Genomic DNA, 17,444 nt, shown 5'->3' on the forward strand with positions numbered 1-17,444 from the left:
GATTGCGCGCGCCATTCTGTTCGCGGCTTAACATAGCAGCTTTGACAAGATATTGGTCAAACCGGCTTGCGCCAGACGCTCGCCAACCAGGGTTGCCGTTCGCGCGGCAAGCCTGGCGGCCGGTAGTAATGATGCAGGGGCAGGAAACCGGCCGCGACCAGGTAGGCTTCCCAGGCCGGGTAATCGTGGAAACTGCCGTAGCGCGGCCCGTTCCAGCCTTCTTCGTTGTTGCCGCGCGGGTTGGAGCTGAACAGCACGCCGCCCGGCTTGAGGGTGGCGCGCAACGCGCGCAACACCCGCGGCAATGCGCTGCGCGGCACGTGGAACAGCGAGGCATTGGCATAGATGCCGTCGAAGCGCGCCGGCGGCAGGTCCAGGTCGAGGAAATCCTGTTGCCAGACGTCGCAGCCGCTATACGTGCGCGCCATGGCGACGAACTCGGCGCTGCCATCCAGTCCGACCGCTTCGTGGCCCATTTCCTTGAAGGCCTTGAGGTCGCGGCCGGGGCCGCAACCCAGATCCAGGATGGCCCACGGTGCCGGCGCCTCGATCGCCGCCAGCAAGGCCGCGATGTTCTGGCTGACGTCGTGGTCGACGGTACCGGCAAAGAACTGCGGCGCTACCCGGTCGTAGTGATGCAGGGTGCGCCGCGTGATGTCGTGCAGGTCGTCGTTCATGGCCGTCCATGCCGTGGTAGATGGACCGCCATTCTATTACCTCGCAGGCTTATCCCGCAGGCGCCGTCACCACACGCGCACGCGCTGCTCCGGCGGCAGGTACAGCGCCTGGCCCGGCTGCACGTCGAAGGCCTTGTACCAGGCATCGATGTTGCGCACGGTGGCGGTGCGGTACTGCGGCGGCGCGTGGCCGTCGGTGGCGATGCCGCGCCGTTCGGCCGCCTCGCGCGCCTTGGTGCGCCAGCTCTGCGCGTAACCGGTAAAGAACTGGCGGTCCATCTCCTCGCCGGCGTTCTTGCCGGCCGCGGCGCGGTAGGCATCGTAGGCGGCGGCCAGCCCGGCCAGGTCGGCCAGGTTTTCCGACAGCGTCTGCTGGCCGTTGACGGCCAGGTCCGGGAACGGCTTGTAGCCGTTGTACTGGGCCACCAGCTTGCTTGAGGCTTCCTGGAAATGCGCCAGGTCTTCCTTGGTCCACCAGTCGCGCAGCCGGCCTTGCGCATCGAACTGGGCGCCCTGGTCGTCGAAGCTGTGGCTGATCTCGTGGCCGATGATGGCGCCGATCGAGCCGTAGTTGACCGCGTCCGCCGCCTTCGGGTCGAAGAATGGCGGCTGCAGGATCGCGGCCGGGAAGTTCAAGGCGTTTTGCAGTGGCAAATTGACGGCGTTGACCAGCTGCGGCGGCATCGCCCATTCGGTGCGGTCCGGCTTGCGCCCCAGTTCGGCGATGCGCTGCTCGTAATGGAACTGGTCGGCGCGCAGGGCATTGCCGAAGGCATCGTCCGGCACGACCTTCAGGCCGGCATACGATTTCCATTTATCGGGGTAGCCGACGCCGACGTACAGCACCTTCAGCTTTTCCTTGGCCTGGGCGCGCGTGGCCGGCGCCATCCAGTCGAGCTTGTCCACGCGCTTGCCGAAGGCATCGACGATGTTGGCCACCATCTGCTGCAGGCGCGCCTTGTTCTCGGCCGGGAAATATTTGGCGACGTACAGCTTGCCGACGGCCTCGTCCATTGCCTCGTTGGTGGCGCCGAGCGCGCGCTTCCAGCGCACCGACTGCTGCGGCGTACCGCTCAGGTCCTTGCCGTAGAAGGCGAACCGCTGGTCGACGAAAGCCTTGGGCAGCACGTTCGCCATCTGGTTGATGCGATGGAAGGCCAGGTAATCCTTCCAGGTGGCCAGGTCGATGCGCTCGACCAGCGCTGCCGTGCCTTGCATGGCCGACGGATGCCAGACGATGAACTTGTCCTGCCTGTCCAGGCGCGCCGCCTTGAAGAAGGCGGCCCAGTCCAGGCCCGGCGCGTTGGCGGCGAAGTCCCTGCGCGTCCAGGTATTGTCGGCCTTTTGCACGTCGGCCGAGTCGGCGCGGGTGGCGTGGCCGCTGGCGATGTCGACTTCCAGCGCGAACACCTTGGCGGCGCGCGCCTCGGCATCCGGATAGCCGGCCAGCTTCAGCATGACGGCGATGTGCTGCTGGTACTTGGTGCGCAGCCCGGCCATGCGCTCGGCGGCGTCCAGGTAGTAGGCGCGGTCGGGCATGCCCAGGCCGCCCTGCAGCAGGTAGGGCATGTTGCGCGCCGGGTCGTGCAGTCCCTGCGCCACCCACAGGCCGAACACGTTCTCGGTGGCGAAGTCGGTATTGTTCAGCGGGTCGACGTCGGCGCGCAGGGTCTCGCCCAGCGCGCGCGTGAGCGCCGCCTTGTCCTTGATGGCGGCGATCTTCGCCAGCAGCGGCTTGAGCGGTGCGGCGCCCCTGGCCTCGATCGCGGATTCGTTCATGTAGGCGCTGAAATAGTCGGACACCTTGCGCGCCTCGGCGCTCGCGCTCTTGTTGCCGGCCTGGTCCTCGATCAGCTTGACGATGCGCTGGTTGTTTTCCTCGGCTAGGTTATCCATCGCGCCCCAGCGGCTGCGGTCGGCCGGGATCTCGGTCTTTGCCAGCCAGGCGCCGTTGGTCCAGGCGAAGAAATCGTCGCCGGGGCGCAGGGCGACATTCGCGGTAGACGCACCCGGCTGGGACACACCCGACGGCGCGCTTCCCGCCTGCGGCGCAGCCGCCGTGGCGCCGGCGGCCGGCCTGGCGGGTGCGTTCGACTGGGCCGCGGCCTGGCCGGCGGCGACGGCGCCGCACAGGGCGAGGACGATGGCGGTCTTGATGGGTGTCCGGCTGGTCTTCATGGTCTCGATTCGGTATCAGGAAAGATGTTCAATATTGTAATGGCGGCCCGCCGTTCTTTGCCAATCGATACATGTGCGCATGCGGGTTCGACCGTTGCGGCAGCGTCCGGGTTCTGCCGTGGCGGCACGGCTTTGACGCCGGCCAGTCGGCATCCTTCCTGGCACCGGCTCCTTGTCGAAAAAAATTCAAAAAATTTCTTTGGAGACCCTAAAGTTTCCGGAACGCCTACCGTTACCGGATCAGACAACCGGCAATCCGGCCGGATTTTCAGCTCTTGGTGCACTCATGACGTCCAACGAAGTCCTCGCAATGTACGAAAATATGGCAGCCCTGACCGGCCGCATGGCGATCGCCGCGCGCGAGGGCGACTGGAACGGACTGGCCCGGCTGGAAACCCAATGCGTGCTGCAGGCGAGCGCCGCCAAGGCCGGCGTGCCGGCCCTCGAAGGCGAACAGCGCAAGCGCAAGATCGATTTGCTCAAGCAGATGATGGCCAACGACCGCGCCGTGCGCGACGTCACCGAACCGTGGATGGGCCAGCTCGACCGCGCCCTGAGCGCGGCGCACTGACCGCTTCCCGCGCCGCCGGCGCAGTAGCCGATACGGCGGCCAGCACGGCGCCGATTCTTTCCCGTTTCCCAAAGTCTCGCCAGCCGGCCTCGCAGCGTCACGCGGCCGGCCCAGATGCCACATCGGGACGCCACACTTTCCGGCAGGCGTGCCGGACACTCCGGACGTTCAATGAAAAAAACCCGCGCGACACACGTCTGCGCGGGTTTTTCATTGGCGGATGACATACTGCATCCGCCAGAATGGGGGGAGAGCGAACACCAGGCATCCCCTGGCGTCGCCTCTTGCCGGTTGCATCCGGCGTCCCCACACGCATTGTCGGTGTGCGGACCGCTTCCGGTGACAGGCGCTTCGTCAGCGTCCATCCGGTTCCCGCGCCACGCTATCAGTGGTGGCTGCGCCGGATCCTGAGCCGTTTTTCGTGACCTGCAAGATCACATGCGAACCAGTATAACTCAAGCATGCAATTTGTGTAGACAAGTTCGTGCGCGCCTATTCGGGCGTCGGTTCGGCCCTTGCAGGGTTGCCGGACGCCGCCGCAGGCTGCGCCGCCTGGCTGGATGGCCTGGCGAAGCGCGCCTTTAACTTGTCGAGCAGACCGGGCGCGCCCGGCGCTGCCGTAGTCGCTGCGCCCGCCGTGCCCGGTGCACCCGCCGCACCGGCGGCCCTGCGCGAGCGCGCAAGGCGGCGCCATGCCAGGACGGCGGCGCCGGCAGCCAGCAGCGTCGCGCCGGCGGCGATCCAGCCCCATGGCGCACCCTCCTCCTGCAGCGGCCGCTTGGGCTTGTGCGGCACCAATGTCTTGATCGAACTGATCGGCTTGGGCGCGGCCGGCCTGGCCGGCGGCGGGAGCGGCGCGGTCTTGGCATCGCCTGCCGGTTTGGCGTCCGCGCCCTGCTCCGTTGCGGGGTGCGCGTCGGGGTGCGCGTCGGCGGCGGCCTTGGCGGCGGCCGGCGGCGACACGCTTACCGAGGCATCCGGCTGGGGCGTGTGCGCTGCGCCTTCGCGGGCGGCGCCGGCAATATTCGCCGCGACATCCGCCGCGGCGTTTCGCCCTGCCGGCGCCGCTGCGGTTTTTGGCGGCACAGCCGGCGCCGCGCCGGCCGCCGCGCCGGCCGGCGCCTTGCCGCCTGCCGCCTCCACGGCCGGCGCCGCTGCCGCAGCGGCGCCCGGCGTCACGCCCAGCGCCGCCTGCAGCCCCTTGACCTTGTCTTCCAGCTTGCCCAGCTGCTCTCGCAAGGCAGCATTCTTCGCGCCCAGCGCGGTGCAGAGTTGCGCCTCGTCCGCTGCGCGCGCACACGACGGCGCCTCATGTCCGGCGTGCAGCGCCGCGAGCGGCTTGCCGGCCACGATGGGCGGCACGATGCGGTGCATGCGCGGCGGCGGCGCGATGCCTTCCGGCGGCAGCGCCTTCGGCCCGCGGCGGGCGGCGGCAAGCGCGGGAACCGGCGCCGGCGTCGCCGGCGCCACGGCGGCGGGCGCACCCGATGCCGGCGCCGCTGCGGGAAGCGGCGCCGCGATCGCCGGCGGCGCCATCCGCACCGGCGCCGCTGCACGGGACGGCACGGCGGCGGATGCCGGCGCCGGCGATGGCGCAAGCGGCGGCGCCGGCACGACCACGGCCGGCGCAGAAACTGGCGCGGCGGCCGGCGCCGGATGCGGGTCCGGCGTCAGCCACAGCGTTGCCAGGCGCACCGTGCGCTGGCCCTTGTCACCCAGCTCCAGGTACAGGTGCAGGTGATCGGCGTCGACCGGGCGCAGCGAGGTCACGTGCAGGACCTGGCGGCCGTCGCGCCGCATCACCGACAGGTTCAGGCTGGACAATACCGGCGGCATGGCGATGCCGGCGCCGCCGTAGACTTCCGGGCTGGCCAGGCGCACCGTCACCGCCGTGCCCGGGTCCTCGATCATGGACAGGTCGATGTCGGCGACCAGCTGCTGGCCGATGTGCGACAGGACGCGTGCATCGCCGAGTTCGGCCGCATGGGCGGGTAGATGCGCGGCGCCGACGGCGCCGGCGAGGCAGAGGGCGATGGCGAGGCGGGATGGACGGCGGGAGCGGTGGAGCATAGGTGGTCGAAGTCAAGGCCGGGGCCTCGTCACGAAGCCTGAGCTTCGTTAACGGCCATTGCGGTACACTCTTTAGCGTACCCAGATAAACCATCCGACAGGAAGCCACATGGAAAACAGGATTGAGAAGGACAGTTTCGGCCCGATCGAAGTTCCGGCAGGCCAGTTGTGGGGAGCGCAGACCCAGCGCTCGCTGCACCACTTCCACATTTCGAGCGAAAAGATGGCGCCGGAACTGGTCGCCGCGCTGGCCCAGGTCAAGCGCGCCGCGGCCGCCGTCAACCGCTCGCTGGGCAAGCTCCCGCAAGACAAGGCCGATGCCATCATCAAGGCCGCCGACGAGGTGCTGGACGGCCGCCATCCGGCCGAGTTCCCGCTGTCGGTGTGGCAGACCGGCTCCGGGACACAGAGCAATATGAACATGAACGAGGTGCTGGCCAACCGCGCCTCCGAACTGCTGGGCGGCGAGCGCGGCGAGGGCCGCCTGCTGCACCCGAACGATCATGTGAACATGGGACAGTCCTCGAACGACATGTTTCCGACTGCGATGCACGTCGCCGCCGCCGTCGCCGTCGCCAAGGACGTGCTGCCGGCGCTGGCCAGGCTACGCGGCACACTGGAAATCAAGTCGCGCGAGTTCGCCGACATCGTCAAGATCGGCCGCACCCATTTGCAGGACGCCACCCCGCTGACGCTCGGCCAGGAATTTTCCGGCTACGTGGCCCAGCTCGAATTCGCCGAACACGCCATCAAGGGTACCCTGCCCGGCCTGCTGCAGCTGGCCGCCGGCGGCACCGCGGTCGGCACCGGCCTGAACGCGCATCCGGAATTCGCCAACCGCATCGCGGCCGAGATCGGCTCGCGCACCGGCCTGCAGTTCAAGAGCGCCCCGAACAAGTTCATGGCACTGGCCGGCCACGACGCCATGGTGCAGGCGCACGGCGCCTTCAAGACCCTGGCCACGGCGCTGATGAAGCTGGCCAACGACGTGCGCTGGATGGCTTCCGGCCCGCGCTCCGGCCTGGGCGAGATCACCATCCCCGAGAACGAGCCGGGCAGCTCGATCATGCCGGGCAAGGTCAATCCGACCCAGTGCGAAGCCATGACCATGCTGTGCTGCCAGGTGTTCGGCAACGACGTCGCCATCACCGTCGGCGGCTCGCAGGGCAACTTCGAACTGAACGTGTTCAAGCCGATGATCGTCCACAATTTCCTGCAGAGCGCGCGCATGCTGGCCGACGGCATGCGTTCGTTCGACCAGCACTGCGCGCAAGGCATCGAGCCGAACCGCAAGCGCATCGGCGAATTGATGGAACAGTCGCTGATGCTGGTGACCGCGCTGGCCCCGCATATCGGGTATGATCGCGCCGCGCAGATCGCCAAGACGGCCCAGCACGAGGGAACGACGCTGCGCCAAGCGGCGCTGCAGTCGGGCTTCCTGGACGAGCAACAGTTCGACCAGTGGATCGTGCCGATCGAGATGACCCGCCCGGACCCGGCTTGAGAAGGTTCGATGCAGTGGCGGCATGAGGCCGCCTTGCGCCGCTTGCATGTCCCGTCGCCGCCTGCCCGCCCGCCAGCCTTGCGCTAGCCCGGCGGGCAATTTGTTTGGAGCATTCCATGCGGCCATGCAATGCAAACCCAACAGTACGCCACCCATCTTTTTTCGAGGTTAAAATGACAACAACAATGTTTGAACTGACATCGGAGTTCGTAGAACTCAATCAATTGCTCAAGCTCGTCGGCCTGGTCGACAGCGGCGGCGCCGGCAAGCACGTGGTGGCCAGCGGAGCGGTGTCAGTGGACGGCAAGAAGGAGTTGCGCAAGACCGCCAAGATCCGTACCGGCCAGGTGGTGACCCTGGGCGATGTGCGGATCGACGTGCGCTAGCACTGCAACCTGATGCAGGGAGCGCCAGGCGCACCCGCCGGGATCGTCCCGTTAGGCGCTCCCGGCCGTACGGGTCGTGTTTGCGCACTGACAAACTTGGGCAACCCTCCTTCTCTATATTGAATACGTAACATTTGGCCAAAGGTGAGAAAGATGGAAACCCCAGAATCGAGCTCCCCGACGCAGCAGCGCCTCATCGGCGACCTGCGTCTCGTCATCGCAAACGCGGAGGAACTGCTCAAGAACACCGATCATTACACCGGCGTCGTGTACCAGAGCGCGCGCGCCAAGCTGGCCGTGGCGCTCAGCGCGGCCAACGAGGAACTGGCGCGCTTCGAGGAAGAAGAGTTGAACCGCATGATGGAAGCCACGCACGCGGCCAGCGCCCTGCACTGCGACCGCACCGGCGAAGAGCGCATCCTGCGCGCCTTCCGCTACCACTGATCGCGCGGCGCCCGCGGGCGCCGCGTCCGCATCAGGCCCGCAAGGCGCCGGCCAGGACGGTTTGCAGCACGCCGCGTCCGAGCCAGTCGCCCAGGTGGCCGCCCACGTCGAATTCCTCGTCCAGCGCGAAGGCGGCGTCCAGCGCCGCGCCGAAGCTGTTCCCCGCTTCCAGCTGCTGCAGCGCCGCGTAGGCGGCTGCCGGCACGGGCGTCACCTCGACCTGGAAGCGCGCACGCATGACCAGCGCCCGGCTGGGCGCGCGCATCGCCTGCGGAAAGCCGGGACCGTCCGGCTGGTGCGCCAGCCACAGCGGCGCGGTGGCCCAGTCGGAGGCGTGCAGGCGCAGCGATGGATGCAGGATGGCGCGGCTGTCCTCGAAGCCTTGCGGGTCCAGGCCGGCGAGCACGGCGGCGGCGTCCGGCGCGCTTTCCTTGCCGGGCGCATCGGGCGCATGGAAACTCTCGTGCACCAGCCATTCGAGGCGCGCCATGTCGGGCAGGTAGGGCAGGCTTGCGGCCGGCGCAAAGGTGTCGAGGAAATCGCCGAGGCCGGCGCCGAAGCGGTTCAGGTCCGGGTCCAGCGACGGCTGCGCCCGCCCCGCCAGCGGTGCCAGCGCATCGAAGAAGGCGTCGCCGACCAGCTGGCGCAGCACCGGATACGCGCACGACAGCGCGCGCCGCCAGTTGGCGTTGAGGTTGCCGCGGTAGATGCCGAGACGGCGCTGCAGGTTCGCATCGCCTTTCAGCCAGGGCGCCAGAACGGCGTCCTGCGCGCTGTCGAGGAGCGCTGCGCCGAACGCCTGTTGCAGCGCGGCCGGGTCCGGCGCAGCGGATGGCGCAGCGGCGGCCTGCACCGTGGCGGCGCCAGGTCGGCCCATGCCGGTGCCGGTGCCGGTGCCGGTGCGTATCGTGCTCGCGCCGGATTGCGCCGCGCCGGCGCTGGGCTGGTCCGCGCCGGCGCCGGACCGGCTCGTGCAGGCGCCGGACCGGCTCGTGCCGGCGCCGGCCGGCGCTGCGGTGTCATCCACCGGCCGGCGAGCGGCCTCGTCCGCCACCGCGTCGGCGATGCGGCGCGCCGTGTCCGCCTCTTCCAGCAGCACGTCCAGCGCCGGCACGTCGGTGTCCCACTCGACCAGCGCCGGCACCCGACCGAAGCGCGCCAGCGCTTCCCGGTACAAGCCCCATACCGGCGCCGCCACGCGGTCGCCGTGATGGTCGACCAGGCCGTCGTCCGTCGCCAGGTGCCCGCCCAGGTGGATCTCGCCGATGGCGCCGGGGACCAGCGCCGCCAGCGTGTCCAGGGCCGCCAGCGCATCCTCGCCATGGTTGTGCTGGTTGACGTACAGGTTGTTCACGTCCAGCAGGATGCCGCAGCCGGTGCGGCGCGCCAGTTCGGCCAGGAATTCGGCTTCGCTCATGGCGTCGCCGCGGAAGCGCAGGTAGGCCGAGACGTTTTCGACCAGGATGGTGCGGCCCAGCGCATCCTGCACGCGGGCGATGCGCCCGGCCACCAGGTCGAGCGCGGCGCGGTCGAGCTGGAGCGGCAGCAGGTCGTTCAACTGGCGTTCGCGCAGTGCGCCCCAGCTCAGGTGCTCGGACACCAGCGTCGGCTGGATGGCGCGCACCAGCTCGCCCACGCGCGCCAGGTGGTCTTCGGAAAAGCCGTGCGCCGAGCCCAGGCCGAGGCCGACGCCGTGCAGGCTCACCGGATAGTCGCGCCGCAGCGTGCGCAGCACGTGCCAGTCGCGGCCGGAGCGCGCCAGGTAGTTCTCGGTGTGGACTTCGATCCAGCCGACCGCGGGCGGCTGCCCGGCGGCGGCGGCGTCGAGGAAGGTGCGGTAGTGCGCTGTGCGCAGGCCGACGCCCACGCCGAGCGGACATTCGATGCCGCCAGCGGCAGCGCCGGCATGCGCCATTTACTTGTCCTGCTTGCCCTGCTTGCCCGGCTGCGGCGGCGCCAGCTTGCCGCCGGCCTTTTCGCAGGTGCCCTTGGCAACGAACTTCCATTCGGCCGGATCGTTGTCGACGCCGGCCTGGCCGGCGCAGCCGTGCACGGCGGTGCCGCAATCGTTCTGGCCGGCCTTGGCGGTGCCGAAGCACTTTTCCTGGCCGCCCTGCTGCTGCATGTCCATCTGGCCGCTCGCGGATGCATTGGCGGCGCACACGCCGGCCAATGCGGCGGCGACCAGGGCTTGACGTTTGTTCATGATGACTCCGTATGACAATGGGATGCGTACGCCGGCCGGGGCGGCTGCGTTGCAGGCTGCGGCAAGCGTCGTGGACTGCCGGCGGCGCCCACGCTGCACAGCAATGGTGGCCACTGGAGCGGGATTATAGTGCAGCCTGGCCCGGCATGCCGGATACGTGGGGGGATGACGCGCCGGCAGGCGAACCTGTTGACGCGTCCGGCTGACCGTTTGGCTGACCGTTTTGCCGACTTCAGGGCGCCTCGAACAACCGTGGCGAGCTCAGGCGGTGGTATTGATCGTGTTGCCGAGGTGCGCCGGCAGGTTCTGCGCGGGCGCATTGCTCTGCACCGATGCCAGCAACTGGGTGGCGGTGCTGGCCTGGATGTCCTGCGCGCGCTTGAGCATGGCGATGCCGACGTCCTGGCGCAATCCGGTTTCGGCGATGCTGGTGGAAAGCTTGGCGATACCCATCACGTCCATTCTGTTCTCCTGGTGGCGCCGGGCGCGCGCCGGAACAGTTCCGCCCCGCCCCGGTCAACTCGTTATCGGCCGCGCCGGCGCCGACTTGAGGCCGGGACGCGAATATCCTTCCGGCGCAGGGATCGACCGCGCCGCCAGCACTCAGCCGGCCGGGGCCGGCGCCAGGTCGAGATAGCCCACCAGCCATGCCAGCACCGACTCCGGATCGTCCAAGTCGAGCCAGGCGAGGTGCGGCGCCAGGCCCGCGGGCGCCGCCAGGGTCGAGGCCACCGCCACGATATGCGGATCGTCCGGATACACCGGCGGCCGGGCCGGCCTGGACGGCTTGCCGGGCTTGCCGTTTTCGGCGCGGTAGACTTCCAGCTTGGGCAGCGGTTCCCACTTGTAGCCTTCCACCAGCGTCAGGTCGGCCGGACCCAGGCGCGCCAGGTGCTCGGCCAGCGAAGGTTCTTCGGCGCCGCGCAGTTCGCGCATGATGGCGACCCGGTACGGCGAGGCGATCATCACCTCGGCCGCGCCGGCGCTGCGCATGCGCGCGCTGTCCTTGTGCGGCGGCTCCAGCATGATGTCGTGGTGGCTGTGCTTGACCACGTTGACGCGCAGGCCGCGTTCGGCCAGCCGCCCCACCAGGAACTCGAGCAGCGTGGTCTTGCCGCTGCCGGACCAGCCGATCACACCGAACACCCGGCCCGGACCGTTTTCAATACGCGACACGATAACGCACTCCCCGATAATTCATCACCGCCGCCCTGGGCAGCAGCTTTTCCAGCACCAGTCCGGGCGCGACCTCCTCGCCTTCGTGGCGCAGGGCCTTGTCGACCAGCAGCAGGCGGTCGGCCGGATTGGCGGAATACATGTAGCCGCCGAAGGCGACCTTCGGCACCTCGCGCTGCAGCGTGTCCGGCAATTGCTGCAGGAACGGCAGGCTGTCGTCGGCCGCGGATGCCGGCGCGGCCGGGCGGACCGGCGCGGCGGCAGCGTTGGCGCCGGATGCAGGCGCATTCGCGGCCGACGCCGCCGTGTTCGCACGTGGCGCGGCACTGTCCGCGCCCGGCGCATTGGCGCTGCGGCCATTTCTGGCGGCAGCGGCGGACGGGGGCTGGACCGGTGAAGCGGCCGGCGCTGCAGCCAGCGCCGGTGCGTGGCCGGCAGCGGGTGCGGCAGCGTGCCCCTCCGGACGCGCCGTTGCGAACGGGGCGGGCGTGCCCGGCGGCGCCGGCGGCGCGCTGACCTCCAGCGTCTGCGCGGCCACGTTCGCGCCGCCAGCCGGCGCACGGGACGTGCCCGGCAGCGATGGCGCCGTTGCCACGGTGAATGGCGCCGGCTGCGGCGCCGTCGCCACGGCCGGCGCCGGCGCTCCCGCTACGGCGGCCGGCTGCGCCACCGGCCCGGCCTGGCGCCACAGCAGCGCGGCGCCGGCGACGATCACCACCAGCGCGCCCGCCCCCAGGCCCAGCAGCAGCGGCTTGCGGCCGGCGCCGGGCTGCGGCGCGGCCGGCGCCGGCTGCGGCGCGTGGATGGTCGGCGTATGGCCCAGCTGGCGTTCGGCCTGCGCCTTTTTCAGCGCTTCGAGGATATAGGACATGTCAGGTTCCCTTGCCGGTGACGGCGGCGGCGCCGGCCAGCAGGCGCGGTTCCTCGACCCCGCTCAACTGGTTCAGGCGCATGTAGGTGCGCGGACCGGCGACGCCGTCCGCCTTCAGGTTCTGGCCGGCCTGGAAGGCGCGCAGCAGGCGCCGCGTCGGCTCGTCCATCGGCTGCGCCGGCGCCGGTGCGGCGTCGCGGCGGTTGATCTGCGCCAGCCGCGCCGCAATCCAGTCGACGTCGGGCCCGCTGTCGCCCGGCCCGACCTCGTCGCGGAAACTGCGCGGCGCTTTCCACAGCGTGGTGAACTCGCCGTCGAAGCGCGCCGCCAGCGCGCCCAGCGTTACCGTCTGGCGCCGCCCGCCGACGGCCAGGGTCGCGGTCTCGCCATCCATCGCCGCCAGCACCGCGTAGCCGACCTTGGCGCCGTCGTGCAGGGCGACGATGGCCGGCCGGTCCAGCAGGCGCAGTTCGTAGAGGCCGCCGCGGCCCTGGTAGCAGCGCAACCCCAGGCGCGGCGCGCCCTCGCACGGTGCCGCGGCCGGCAAGGGCTGGCCCCACAGGCCGCCCAGCTCGCGCAGCGCGGCGTCGCGGGTCGCCAGCGCCAGCGGGCCGGCCGCCGAAGCCGCTGCGCCGGCAGCGCCCTGCGCGGCTGCCGCGGCGCCGCTTGCAGCAGCGCCGGCGGACGGCTTGGCGGCCGCGGCGAAGGTGCCGGCGGCCGGCATGGCAGTTGCCTGCACGCCGCCCCCGCCGGGCACGGCCGCGCCTTTCGCATCGCGCGCGGCGCCAACCGGATTATCCGCCTTGCCGGCTGCGGCCGCCGTGCCGTCCACCGCCCGGCTGCCCGCAACCGTGGCGCGGCCGTCGGCCGCCATCCGCCTGCCTTGCGACGCGCCGTGCGGCAGCGCCTGCCAGGCGGCGGCGCCGATGGCGATCCCGGCCAGCACGCCGCCGGCCACCAGCGTCCAGCGCGGCGCCGCGAGGTAGCGCGCCCGGCCCGCGGCCGCGGTCGCGGCTTCCGCGGCGTTGCCGGCCGCATGCCGGGGCGCCGCGTCGTCGGCGAACACTTCCCTGGCGGCGCGCCGCAGGATCTTCGGCGTCACCTCGCGGCTGTTCTCGACGTAGGCGCCCAGCAGCGCGCGGTCGCACAGCAGGTTGATGCGGCGCGGCACGCCGCCGGTCAGGCGGTGGATCAGCGGCGCCAGCGCCGCCGGGATCGGCGATGCCGACTGCGCCCCCGCCACCGCCAGCCGGTGCGCCACGTAGGCGCCGGTCTCCGGCGCCGACAGCGGCCCCAGGTGGTAGCGCGCGATCACGCGCTGGGCCAGCTGCTCCAGTTCGGGCCGGGCCAGCATGGCGCGCAGCTCGGGCTGGCCGATCAGGATGATCTGCAGCAGCTTGCGCTCGCTGGTTTCCAGGTTGGTCAAGAGGCGCAGCTGCTCCAGCACCGGCGCCGACAGGTTCTGCGCCTCGTCGATCACCAGCACGTTGTTGTCGCCGCGCGCGTGGCTGGCCAGCAGGTGCGCGTTGATGGCGTCGATGTAGTCCTTGACGCCGGCGGCGCGCGGCGCTGTCGGCAGTACGATGCGGAACTCGTCGCAGATCGTCAGCAGCAGTTCCTCGACCGTCAGCTTGGGGTTGAAGATGTACGCCAGCCGGCAGTCCTGCGGCACCTGCTCGATGAAGCAACGGCACACCGTGGTCTTGCCGGCGCCGATCTCGCCGGTGAGCAGGACGAAGCCGCCGCCGCTGCCGATTCCATAAAGCAGGTGCGCCAGCGCTTCGCGGTGCCGTTCGCTCATGAACAGGTAGCGCGGATCGGGCGCGATCGAGAACGGCGCCTGGCGCAGGTTGAAATAAGTGGTGTACATGCTCGCTACGTGAATGACGCCGCCGCCCCGCGGGATGGTCTCAGGGGTTGCGGCCGGGCGCCAGGGGTTTGAACTTCGCGCAGTATATTTTGCTTTTGGTATTGTAGTAGGCGATCGTGCTGCCGGGGTTGGATACCCGCAAGGGATAGTTGGACGCGTCCGCCGCCAGATGGCGCACACCGGTCGCGGTGGCGATCGCTTGTTCCAGCTGGTCCGGCGGCACCTCCGCCACCGCCGCCACGAACATGCGTTCGCTGCTGTCGTCGCCGACCAGCACCTCGCTCACCGGCACGCCCCACAGCGTGGCCTCGCCGGTACGGAACCAGTAGGCCCCGCCTTCATGCTTGTAGGCCGGACCGAAGAACGTCTTGAAGTAGTCGTGGAAGTAGGCGTTGCCCAACTGGCTGCGGCACAGCAGCGCGCTGCCGATCACGGACGAGAAGGTGGACGGCTGCTTGTCCTGTTTCTGGGCTAGCACGGCGCCGGGTGCGCCGGCCAGTATCGACACCCACAGCAGCGCCGGCAGCAAGAAGGCCGCCAGCCGCGGCGCCGCGGCGCGCACTATCACAACCTGGACAGCCAGGTGCGATTGGCGGCGATCTTCGCCTTGACCGAGGCCGGCAAGGCGTCGTAGCAGCCCGGATGCTGTTTGAGCGCGTGCTCGCGCACTTCCTTTTCCAAGCCGTTCACGACGAACACATAGACGTCGGCACCCTGCCCGTTCTTGCGTGTGCCCATATAACGAATCACGATACCCCTCCTTGGTCGAACCAGGCATTATGACAGCCGGCGTCTTGCGCAGCCACAAGCATCCCAGCGAAACGGCACGGACACGGCTCAAGTTGCGTCGCGACAACATCAACAACGACGCGCGCACATGGCCCGCCCCGGCACGCGCGACGCAGCCGCCATGCAAGCCGGCTGATCCTTATGCTAATGTACCAGACACCCGCCCAATCCCCAGCACGATCACAAGGACGTTCATGAAGTCACCGCTCGCCGCCCTCCTGGCTTCGCTGTTCGTGGCCGGCGCCGCCCACGCCCAGGCCACCGTACCGGCAGCGCCGGCCGCCCCGCCTCCCCAGTATCCCGCCCTGCCCTCCGAGACGCCGGCCGACTACGTCGCCGCCACCGGCGACTTCAACTACGTCAAGCGCTCGGTGATGATCCCGATGCGCGACGGTACCCGCCTGAACACCGTCATCGTCGTGCCCAAAGGCGCCAGGAATGCGCCGATCCTGCTCACGCGCACGCCCTACGACGCCGCCGGCATGGTCAACCACGCCGACAGCTCGGACCTGGAAACCATCCTGACCGGCTACGACAACGCCGCCGACGTGATCGTCGAGGGCGGCTACATCCGCGTGGTGCAGGACGTGCGCGGCAAGTACGGCTCGGAAGGCGACTACGTGATGAACCGGCCGCTGAGCGGGCCGCTGAACCCGACCCCGGTCGACCACTCGACCGACACCTGGGACACCATCGAGTGGCTCACCAGGAACATCCCCGAATCGAACGGCCGGGTCGGCATCATCGGCATCTCCTACGACGGCTTCCTGCCCCTGATGGCGCTGGTGAACCCGCACCCGGCGCTGAAGGCGGCGATTCCGATGAACCCGATGGTCGACGGCTGGATGGGCGACGACTGGTTCCACAACGGCGCCTTCCGCCAGATCAACATGTCCTACATCCTGGAGCAGGTGGTCACGCGCGCCAACAGCGCCAAGTGGGCCATCTCCAACTACGACGACTACGACATGTACCTGCGCGCCGGTTCCGCCGGCGAGCTGGGACGGCGGCGCGGCCTCGAACAGAGCGGTTTCTGGCGCAAGCTGGTGGCGCATCCGGCCTACGACGCCTTCTGGCAGCAGCAGGCGATGGACAAGATCCTGGCGCAGCAGCCGGTGACGGTGCCGACGCTGCTGGTACACAGCCTGTGGGACGCCGAGGACATCTACGGCCCGATCGCGGTGTACAAGGCGATCAAGCCGCACGACACCGGCAACAAGGTGTTCCTGTCGATCGGCCCATGGTCGCACGGCGGCGCCATCGGCGACGGCAGCACGCTGGGCGCGCTGAAGTTCAATGGCGACACCGCCCTGCACTGGCGCCAGCAAGTCCTCAAGCCCTTCCTGGCGCGCTACCTGAAGGACGACACTTCGGCGCCGGCCATCCCCGCCGTCACCGCGTTCGAGACCGGCAGCAACCGCTGGCGCGACCTGCCTGCCTGGCCGGGCGCCGGCGCCGGCACGGCCATCCATTCGGTGGCGCTGCGCCTGGCCGAGGGCGGCAAGGCGCAGCTGGGCGGCGCCGCCGGCCGCGGCTACGACGAATACGTGTCCGACCCGGCAAAACCGGTGCCGTTCCGCCAGCGCCCGATTCCCGTGTACGGCTACGACGAGGCCAAGGGCCAGTCGTGGCCGCGCTGGCTGGTCGACGACCAGCGCGAAGCGTCCGGCCGCACCGACGTCGCCACCTTCGTCTCGGATGTCCTGAGCGCGCCGGTGCGCATCGCCGGCGAACCGGTGGCCAACCTGGTGGCCTCGACCAGCGGCACCGACGCCGACTGGGTGGTGAAACTGATCGACGTCTATCCGGACCAGGTGGCCAGCCAGCCGGCCATGGGCGGCTACCAGCTGATGGTGGCCGGCGACATCTTCCGCGGGCGCTATCGCGAAGGTTTCGGGCAAGCGAAGCCGCTGGCGCCGAACAAGCCGCTGCCCTACCGCTTCGGCCTGCCGACCGCCAACCACGTGTTCCTGCCGGGCCACCGCATCATGGTGCAGGTGCAGTCGAGCTGGTTCCCGCTGTACGACCGCAATCCGCAGACCTTCGTGCCCAACATCTTCTTCGCCCAGCCGGGCGACTATCGCAAGGCGACCCAGCGCGTGTACCACAGCAGCTTCGTCGAGCTGCCGGTGGTGGAGGCGACGGGCACGCCGGCGGCCAGCAACGCGACCGCGGCGCGCTGAGCCGTGACGGGAATCCGTACCTACCGCGGCAGTTGCCATTGCGGCGCGGTGCACTTCGAAGCCGACATCGACCTGTCGGCCGGCACGATCCGCTGCAACTGCACGCTGTGCGCAAAGCAGCGCAACTGGGCGGCGATCGTGGCCCCGGCGGCGTTCCGGCTGCTGCAGGGCGCGGCGGCGCTGTCGGCATACCGCTGCAACACAGGCATCGAGCAGCACGTGTTTTGCGCCGTCTGCGGCATCAAGCCGTTCCACACCGGCGCCTCGCCGCAGCGCGGACCGTACGTGGCGGTCAGCGTGGCTTGCCTGGACGACGCCACGGCGGCCGAGCTGGCGGCGGCGCCGGTCTCCTGGCTCGACGGCCGCAACGACGACTGGACGATACGGACCGATCCCATCGGCCCTTAGAACCTATCTCAGTAGGGAACCGGTCGTTGCTGACGCGCCTAGCAAGCGGGTGCTGCGTTGCTCGTCGTTGCATGGCGCGGCACGCGCCTGCACCGGCCGGATCCACGCATC

Annotated in this window: 17 protein-coding genes; 6 read left to right on the forward strand and 11 right to left on the reverse strand. The window is 69.8% G+C overall.

The window, feature by feature from the left end; all coding sequences use genetic code 11:
* Window positions 1-56 precede the first annotated feature (56 nt).
* Together HH212_RS01405 and HH212_RS01410 are read right to left on the reverse strand one after the other, a co-directional pair.
* Window positions 57-677, reverse strand: a complete 621-nt coding sequence (locus HH212_RS01405) for a class I SAM-dependent methyltransferase (protein WP_169433759.1) — start codon at window positions 675-677, stop codon at window positions 57-59.
* 66 nt (window positions 678-743) lie between these two features.
* Window positions 744-2,855, reverse strand: coding sequence for a M13 family metallopeptidase (locus HH212_RS01410; RefSeq protein ID WP_169433760.1), 2,112 nt, complete (start codon window positions 2,853-2,855; stop codon window positions 744-746).
* A gap of 310 nt (window positions 2,856-3,165) precedes the next feature.
* On the opposite strand from HH212_RS01410, the gene HH212_RS01415 reads away from it, so the two are divergent.
* Window positions 3,166-3,426 (forward strand): flagellar protein FliT, encoded by a 261-nt coding sequence (locus tag HH212_RS01415; RefSeq protein WP_502572566.1) that lies wholly within the window; start codon window positions 3,166-3,168, stop codon window positions 3,424-3,426.
* Window positions 3,427-3,918: 492 nt separating this feature from the next.
* Here the strand turns inward: HH212_RS01415 and HH212_RS01420 are convergent, their stop codons facing one another.
* Window positions 3,919-5,496 (reverse strand): type IV pilus assembly protein FimV, encoded by a 1,578-nt coding sequence (locus tag HH212_RS01420; protein WP_169433762.1) that lies wholly within the window; start codon window positions 5,494-5,496, stop codon window positions 3,919-3,921.
* A gap of 109 nt (window positions 5,497-5,605) precedes the next feature.
* On the opposite strand from HH212_RS01420, the gene fumC reads away from it, so the two are divergent.
* The 3 genes from fumC to HH212_RS01435 all read left to right on the forward strand — a co-directional run bounded on the left by fumC (window position 5,606) and on the right by HH212_RS01435 (window position 7,830).
* Window positions 5,606-7,000, forward strand: coding sequence for a class II fumarate hydratase (gene fumC / locus HH212_RS01425; protein WP_169433763.1), 1,395 nt, complete (start codon window positions 5,606-5,608; stop codon window positions 6,998-7,000).
* A 185-nt stretch (window positions 7,001-7,185) separates the two neighbouring features.
* The gene (locus tag HH212_RS01430) at window positions 7,186-7,386 is read left to right on the forward strand and encodes an RNA-binding S4 domain-containing protein (protein ID WP_229217510.1); all 201 of its coding nucleotides are present in this window, start codon (window positions 7,186-7,188) and stop codon (window positions 7,384-7,386) included.
* Window positions 7,387-7,539: 153 nt separating this feature from the next.
* Window positions 7,540-7,830, forward strand: coding sequence for a DUF883 family protein (locus tag HH212_RS01435; RefSeq protein WP_169433765.1), 291 nt, complete (start codon window positions 7,540-7,542; stop codon window positions 7,828-7,830).
* Window positions 7,831-7,861: 31 nt separating this feature from the next.
* On the opposite strand, the gene bufB is transcribed toward HH212_RS01435, so the two are convergent.
* From bufB to HH212_RS01475, 8 genes are all read right to left on the reverse strand, one after another.
* The gene (gene bufB, locus HH212_RS01440) at window positions 7,862-9,745 is read right to left on the reverse strand and encodes an MNIO family bufferin maturase (RefSeq protein ID WP_169433766.1); all 1,884 of its coding nucleotides are present in this window, start codon (window positions 9,743-9,745) and stop codon (window positions 7,862-7,864) included.
* Entirely contained in the window at window positions 9,746-10,036 is a 291-nt protein-coding gene (locus HH212_RS01445) for a BufA1 family periplasmic bufferin-type metallophore (RefSeq protein ID WP_169433767.1), read from the reverse strand. It abuts the gene before it with no gap.
* A gap of 261 nt (window positions 10,037-10,297) precedes the next feature.
* Entirely contained in the window at window positions 10,298-10,498 is a 201-nt protein-coding gene (locus HH212_RS01450) for a YjfB family protein (RefSeq protein ID WP_169433768.1), read from the reverse strand.
* A gap of 141 nt (window positions 10,499-10,639) precedes the next feature.
* A complete protein-coding gene (gene mobB / locus HH212_RS01455; protein ID WP_229217511.1) occupies window positions 10,640-11,212 on the reverse strand; it encodes a molybdopterin-guanine dinucleotide biosynthesis protein B in 573 nt (190 codons plus the stop codon).
* Window positions 11,199-12,083, reverse strand: a complete 885-nt coding sequence (locus HH212_RS01460; protein ID WP_169433769.1) for a general secretion pathway protein GspB — start codon at window positions 12,081-12,083, stop codon at window positions 11,199-11,201. The genes mobB and HH212_RS01460 overlap by 14 nt, the downstream gene beginning before the upstream one ends.
* 1 nt (window position 12,084) lies before the next feature.
* Window positions 12,085-13,953, reverse strand: a complete 1,869-nt coding sequence (locus tag HH212_RS01465) for an AAA family ATPase (protein WP_169433770.1) — start codon at window positions 13,951-13,953, stop codon at window positions 12,085-12,087.
* Between the two features lie 40 nt (window positions 13,954-13,993).
* A complete protein-coding gene (locus HH212_RS01470) occupies window positions 13,994-14,515 on the reverse strand; it encodes a hypothetical protein (protein ID WP_229217512.1) in 522 nt (173 codons plus the stop codon).
* 2 nt (window positions 14,516-14,517) lie between these two features.
* A complete protein-coding gene (locus HH212_RS01475; RefSeq protein ID WP_169433771.1) occupies window positions 14,518-14,703 on the reverse strand; it encodes a hypothetical protein in 186 nt (61 codons plus the stop codon).
* A gap of 233 nt (window positions 14,704-14,936) precedes the next feature.
* Here HH212_RS01475 and HH212_RS01480 point away from each other — a divergent pair, with 233 nt between their 5' ends.
* Together HH212_RS01480 and HH212_RS01485 are read left to right on the forward strand one after the other, a co-directional pair.
* Window positions 14,937-16,925: a CocE/NonD family hydrolase gene (locus tag HH212_RS01480; RefSeq protein ID WP_169433772.1), complete on the forward strand. Its 1,989-nt coding sequence runs from the start codon at window positions 14,937-14,939 to the stop codon at window positions 16,923-16,925.
* 3 nt (window positions 16,926-16,928) lie between these two features.
* Window positions 16,929-17,333, forward strand: a complete 405-nt coding sequence (locus tag HH212_RS01485) for a GFA family protein (RefSeq protein WP_308633236.1) — start codon at window positions 16,929-16,931, stop codon at window positions 17,331-17,333.
* The last annotated feature ends 111 nt before the right edge of the window (window positions 17,334-17,444 follow it).

The organism is Massilia forsythiae, assembly GCF_012849555.1.
GTDB classification, from domain to species: domain Bacteria; phylum Pseudomonadota; class Gammaproteobacteria; order Burkholderiales; family Burkholderiaceae_D; genus Telluria; species Telluria forsythiae.

Excerpts from the sequence above, each read along its gene's own strand:
- HH212_RS01405 (WP_169433759.1), bottom strand. The coding sequence starts at position 677 with ATGAACGACGACCTGCACGACATCACGCGGCGCACCCTGCATCACTAC.
- HH212_RS01410 (WP_169433760.1), bottom strand. The coding sequence starts at position 2,855 with ATGAAGACCAGCCGGACACCCATCAAGACCGCCATCGTCCTCGCCCTG.
- HH212_RS01415 (WP_502572566.1), top strand. The coding sequence starts at position 3,166 with ATGTACGAAAATATGGCAGCCCTGACCGGCCGCATGGCGATCGCCGCG.
- HH212_RS01420 (WP_169433762.1), bottom strand. The coding sequence starts at position 5,496 with ATGCTCCACCGCTCCCGCCGTCCATCCCGCCTCGCCATCGCCCTCTGC.
- fumC (WP_169433763.1), top strand. The coding sequence starts at position 5,606 with ATGGAAAACAGGATTGAGAAGGACAGTTTCGGCCCGATCGAAGTTCCG.
- HH212_RS01430 (WP_229217510.1), top strand. The coding sequence starts at position 7,186 with ATGTTTGAACTGACATCGGAGTTCGTAGAACTCAATCAATTGCTCAAG.
- HH212_RS01435 (WP_169433765.1), top strand. The coding sequence starts at position 7,540 with ATGGAAACCCCAGAATCGAGCTCCCCGACGCAGCAGCGCCTCATCGGC.
- bufB (WP_169433766.1), bottom strand. The coding sequence starts at position 9,745 with ATGGCGCATGCCGGCGCTGCCGCTGGCGGCATCGAATGTCCGCTCGGC.
- HH212_RS01445 (WP_169433767.1), bottom strand. The coding sequence starts at position 10,036 with ATGAACAAACGTCAAGCCCTGGTCGCCGCCGCATTGGCCGGCGTGTGC.
- HH212_RS01450 (WP_169433768.1), bottom strand. The coding sequence starts at position 10,498 with ATGGACGTGATGGGTATCGCCAAGCTTTCCACCAGCATCGCCGAAACC.
- HH212_RS01460 (WP_169433769.1), bottom strand. The coding sequence starts at position 12,083 with ATGTCCTATATCCTCGAAGCGCTGAAAAAGGCGCAGGCCGAACGCCAG.
- HH212_RS01465 (WP_169433770.1), bottom strand. The coding sequence starts at position 13,953 with ATGTACACCACTTATTTCAACCTGCGCCAGGCGCCGTTCTCGATCGCG.
- HH212_RS01480 (WP_169433772.1), top strand. The coding sequence starts at position 14,937 with ATGAAGTCACCGCTCGCCGCCCTCCTGGCTTCGCTGTTCGTGGCCGGC.